This window comes from Ectobacillus sp. (genome assembly GCF_056992975.1).
The window spans coordinates 1-4,697 of sequence record NZ_JBXKMX010000174.1; the positions used below are offsets into that span (position 1 = coordinate 1).

The 4,697-nt window shown below is 34.3% G+C and carries 4 protein-coding genes; all 4 read left to right on the forward strand.

Annotation, left to right across the window (positions count from 1 at the left end):
* The first annotated feature begins 238 nt into the window (after positions 1 to 238).
* Positions 239 to 2,119 carry a sensor histidine kinase gene (locus AC11ZT_RS07935; protein WP_484059084.1) on the forward strand — a complete coding sequence of 627 codons (1,881 nt, stop codon included), beginning with the start codon at positions 239 to 241 and terminating at the stop codon, positions 2,117 to 2,119.
* 2 nt (positions 2,120 to 2,121) lie between these two features.
* Positions 2,122 to 2,889 carry a response regulator gene (locus AC11ZT_RS07940; protein WP_484059085.1) on the forward strand — a complete coding sequence of 256 codons (768 nt, stop codon included), beginning with the start codon at positions 2,122 to 2,124 and terminating at the stop codon, positions 2,887 to 2,889.
* 82 nt (positions 2,890 to 2,971) lie between these two features.
* Positions 2,972 to 3,139 carry an anti-repressor SinI family protein gene (locus tag AC11ZT_RS07945; RefSeq protein ID WP_484059086.1) on the forward strand — a complete coding sequence of 56 codons (168 nt, stop codon included), beginning with the start codon at positions 2,972 to 2,974 and terminating at the stop codon, positions 3,137 to 3,139.
* Between the two features lie 469 nt (positions 3,140 to 3,608).
* On the forward strand, positions 3,609 to 4,697 hold a 1,089-nt coding region (locus AC11ZT_RS07950), incomplete at its 3' end, for a sensor domain-containing diguanylate cyclase (RefSeq protein WP_484059087.1).

The window sequence follows — 4,697 nt, forward strand, 5'->3', positions numbered from 1 at the left end:
TCATCCCTTTATTTTTCATTGTAAAGGGATTTTTTAACGTAAAATTGTGAAACCGTTTACTGAAGGTAAGGGTTAGCAAGAGTACAAGAATCGGATGCTACGGGAATCATTTTTTCTGAATGTGCTAACGAAGCAGTTTTGCTCTAACTTGCTGTATTCTTTAATTCAAATCTTATGATAAGATAGGTTAAAGTACCAATTCACCAATGGAATGAAGCATATTTGAGGAGTGGCAGATGTGATCTGGAAACGTGTTGTCGGATGGCTATTGATTGTATGTATGGGAATAGCTATGCTGTATATGCTATTTGCTAATCAGGAAAAGAGACTTATAAATGAGAATGCAAAAGATGGAATACTAGATTTAACAAATCTGCCTACTTCGATAAAAATACTCCCTCTTTCTGGTGAATGGAAATTTATCCCGAATGAGTTTGTTGATCCAACAAAGTTTTACCAAGATGCGCCTAATCAAGAGGTTCCTAAGGAATGGGATGCCGATGTACAATATGGCTCGTACCAGATATTAATTATGTTGCCTAATCAATTTTCGGAAGTTGGGTTCCGTATTAGGAATATTTGGTCTGCCCACACGATTTATGTAAATGGTGACAAAATATCTGAAGCTGGCCGTGTAGGGACATCCAAAGAAGGAATGGTTCCTAAGAATCCTGCTTATGAGGTAAGTGTAAAGCCAAAATCACAGAAACTTCTTGTGACCATTCATGTATCCAATTTTTATAATGCAAGAGGAGGAATCGTATTTCCAATCGATTTTGGCGATGCTCTTGCAATCAATAAGGACTCTCAAAACGATCTTTCTATGGAACGGATAGGGATTTTTTTGTTCCTTCTCTTTAGTACGTTTCATTTAACGATTTTTTTACTTCGAACGAAAGAGGTTGCCTTTTTTTATAGTGGTTTATTTTTGCTTTGTTCAGCAGTATATCTGATGACAAGAGGGGAAACCAGATTATTACTTCGTAAGTTTCCAAATTTATCTTTTGATTTTTATTTTCGTTTGCAAGATTCGGTTACTTTTTTTGCCGTTATCCTTTTTCTATTATATATTCTTGCAATCATGCCAACTTTCATGAAGAAAAAACATCTTGTTCTTTTATTTTCTCCTCTCGTTATATATGGAATAGCGATTGTGTTGTTTCCGGCTCGATCATTATCAAACTTGCAATATGTATTTTTCTTTTATTCAGATATTCTATTGCTTGGTATTTTTACTCGGCTCATTGTTATGATATACACAAAAAGTTGGCTGGTTGCAAAAAACGAAATGGTTATCCTCTGTTTCATGCTTTTGTTTTTGTTTATGTTTGCAAGCAGTGGATCGTTTGATCAATTGTTTTTCTCTGGGCGTAATGTTTTCAATCGTCTCGGCTTTTTAGGGTATGTTATTTCAATGAATGTATTTTTATCCATTCGTCTCATCAATCGAACAGATGAAGCAGAGATTGCTGCAGAACAAACAAAACGCGCCCTGAATAAAGCTACTGAAAATGAAATTTCCTTTTTGCAAACGCAAATTAAACCACATTTCTTATACAATGCACTGAGTAATATTATTGCATTTTGCTATACAGACGGAGAACGAGCCGCTCACTTACTTTCGATGTTAAGTTCGTATTTACGGTATCTATTTCAATTTGGAAAAGAGGGGCATTCTACTTTATTACAACAGGAATTAGATATTATTGAAGCATATGTTGAGCTTGAGAAAGCTCGCTTTGGAGAAAGATTCTCTTATTCTTGCAAGATTGAGAATTCTATCGATTGTAGTCAGATTGAAATTCCAAGTTTACTTATTCAGCCTCTTGTCGAGAATGCGATACGGCATGGTTTGTTTGAAAAAAACGGAATCGGATATGTGCAGCTCTTCATTTCGAAAAAAGACCAAATCCTTTATATTCAAGTAGTTGACGATGGTATCGGTATGTCTGAAAATAAACGAAAAGAATTAATGGAAGGTAGAATGATAAGAAGTGGTATAGGCTTTACAAATGTACTGCGCCGGGTTAGACAAATATCAAAAGGGGATTTTTCGGTTCATTCAATAGAAGGAGAAGGAACAACAATCGAGTTAACGATTCCAATAAAGGAGATATAAATATGTGGCGAATCATGGTTGTTGAAGATGAGAAGTTAATATTAGAATTGCATACAAGATTATTGGAGAAACACGGCCCATTTCAAGTGATGGGTTCTTTTCCATTTCCTTTAGATGCATTAAAAGAGATTCCAGAGCATGAATTGGATGCACTTTTGCTAGATATTGAAATGCCAGCTATGACAGGAATCGAGTTAGCGAAACAGTTGGTGGATACAGGAATCGATGTACCTGTTATCTTTTCAACAGCATACTCCCAATATGCAGTAGATGCTTTTCGCGTTCAAGCACTGGATTATATTCTAAAGCCAATGACTCCAAGCATAGTGAAGCAACTTGATGAGCGGTTAACGAAATATTATGGTATGCAGCAACGAAAAACAAAAGCAGAAAAACTGTACATTCAGCTGTACGGAGATGCGTATGTTAAAATCGGGGATCGTGATGTGAAGTGGCCGACCCGTGTGACGGAAGAATTATTCTATTATTTTCTTATTCAGGAAGGAAAAATATGCTCGAAGTGGCGGATTATTGACGCAATCTGGCCGAATCTAGATGAAAAACGTGCTCTTTCGAATTTGTATAATACGATTTATCGAATACGGCAGCTATTTGTAGAACTCGAGGTTCCCATTTTAATTAACCGTGTCAATGGTGGTTATCAAATGAATGCAAAGAAAAACATGGTAGTAGAAAACAATGAAAATAGAGACGAAATGTTATTGGAATCAAAGGGATATTTATGGGCATATAGCTTTGACAAAAAGTAATTTTATACCGTTATTTTGAGAGAATTTTGAGAGAAAGGAGATGGTAATTTTATAAGTAAAAAAGGGGATGATGGTGGAGTCTATGGAGAACCCAAGTGGAAATATCAAAGAAATCAAAATTTTGGAAAATAAAAAGAATATGAACGAATTAGATACAGACTGGTTGTATCTTATTTTTACAGCGAAGAATATCGGAATAGAGAAAAGTGAAGTTAGAGAGTTTCTTGAGAAGAATACATATGCTAGATAATGATTGATGTTGGATGAAATCAAAGCTAACAAACATAACTCATTTTATATATAGGACAGGACCAATACGTAGTGGTTCAAGAAATCTAGTTACAAAAATACCTGTAAAGAGAGAATAAAGTAGTGCTTTTTAAATTAAACCGAAATGAAGCATGTGGATAAAAGATGAGAAATACGGGAGAAATCCTGATTTTTTCATCCTTTATTTTTTTGTATAACTATTTGTCTAAATTTGGTGTAGATATGATCTATATAATGGTTCTAATATTTTGAAAGACAAGCCATAAACCATCAGAATAACTAGTAAAATATGTTCGTTTATGAATAATTATAGAAAGATTATGAATAAACGATAAAATAGTCCTATTTTTCGATGGGAAGGGTTATTATTAAAGGGGATAAGATTGTTTTGAATTTTAATAGTGAAATATGTTTAGGGGGTCCCATGTGTACTTGGAGGGAGAACATTCATGGAGCAATATACAAAAAATCTTATGTTAATTAAAAAATACGGTTGGAATTTAGCGATTCCGCTTTTACTACTTATATTCGTTATTCTATTTAATCATCGTTTATATGGGATATTTGGTGCAAACAATTATGTGACGATGCATTTAATAATGGAAATTATAATTATTGTGACCTGTTTTACTATTGCGATTCAGGCATGGCTCATTTTTCCATTTATTTTATCCAATGATCGATTGTATATTGGTGCCCTTTTTCTTGCATTGGGCCTTCTAGAAATCCTACATACTATTTCTTATAAAGGCATGCCCTTTTTTTTGGAGCAAAGCTCCTCATATTCAGCTACATGGTTTTATATGATTGCTCGTTTGACGCAGGTTATAGGATTATTAATTATTTTCATGTTAAAGCCGAAAAAGGCTCATGCCTATCAGCGTTGGATTGCCTACAGTCTAGCTTGTTTGTATGTTCTTGTGTGGTTGGTGATTATCTATGATCCATATCATCTGTTACCTGCCCTGGTCGTTGAAGGTGTGGGTACGACAGCATTAAAGAATGGAATGCAGTATGCGGCTATTGTGATGCAATGTGTACTCATTTTTTATTTATTTCGAAAGGTTGATAGTAGTCAAACGAGTACCGTCATGATTATTTTAGCATCAGTATATTTAATACTTGGAGATTCAATGTTTACAATTTATAAAAGTGTATATGATATTAGCAATTTCATTGGACATCTATTTCAATTAGTAGGGTTTTATTTTCTGATACGGGCTTTCTATTATTCCTCTGTTGAAAAACCCTTTCAGGATTTAATCATGGCTCAACATAAATTGGAAAGGTCAAAGAAAAAGCTGCATCATATGGCGTATCACGATGAATTAACAAAATTGCCAAATTATCGTTTTTTTACTGAAAAATTGAAGGAAGAATTGAAGGTAGAGGGGACGAAAAAGGCAATTTTGATTATTAATATTGATCGGCTTAAATCAGTGCACGATTCGTTCGGACATGCATTTGAATCTATGATGTTACAAAAGATTGCGGATCGATTACGTGAATCGCTTCCTTCAAAATTATTCATAAGTAAG